Genomic DNA, 700 nt, shown 5'->3' on the forward strand with positions numbered 1-700 from the left:
TAACAAAAAGTTAGATATCAAATCTCTCCTTTAAAAATATGATGAAACAAGAATTTACACAAACATTGTTTGCGTGGATGGGTGGTAAACACTATCTGCGTAAGAAAATTATACCGATTTTAAATAATATTGACCACGAAACCTATGTTGAACCGTTTTTAGGCTCTGGTGTTATTTTCCTAAATAAAAAACCAGCAAAATATTCTGTCATTAATGATTTGAATGGAGAGATCACGAATCTGTTTCAATGCGTTCAAAATGACTTTGATGATTTAGCTAAACGATTGGAGTGGTTTGTTTGTTCAAGACAGTTGTTTTTTGAACTTGCGGCGATTGAACCAGAAAGCCTTTCCAAAGTTGAAAGAGCCGCCCGTTTTTTGTTTCTCCAACGTTGTGTGATGTATGGGAAAAAAGATTATGTCTCTTTTAGTTTTGGAAGGAAAAAGCCTATAGCATTTAATCCCGAAAAGCTGTTATCAAGGATGAGACGTGTTAGACAGAAGCTTCTTGATACAACAATCTTAAATTTGTCGTGGGAACGGGTTATCGAGCTATTTGATGCACCCGACAGTTTATTTTACCTAGACCCGCCTTATCTTGTGAAGAAGAAGTGTTATAGCTCTGGGAATTTTGTTGAAGATGATTTTGTGAGTATGGCAAAAGTTCTCAAAAGCATACAAGGCAAATTTGTCTTGAGTCT

Annotated in this window: 1 protein-coding gene; it reads left to right on the forward strand. The window is 35.6% G+C overall.

Annotated elements, in window-relative coordinates:
- Window positions 1-38: 38 nt before the first annotated feature.
- Window positions 39-700: DNA adenine methylase (locus ACFIO5_RS11915; protein ID WP_375612695.1), on the forward strand; the 662-nt coding region annotated here is incomplete at its 3' end.

The sequence above is a fragment of the Bartonella sp. AA86SXKL genome, assembly GCF_042196885.1.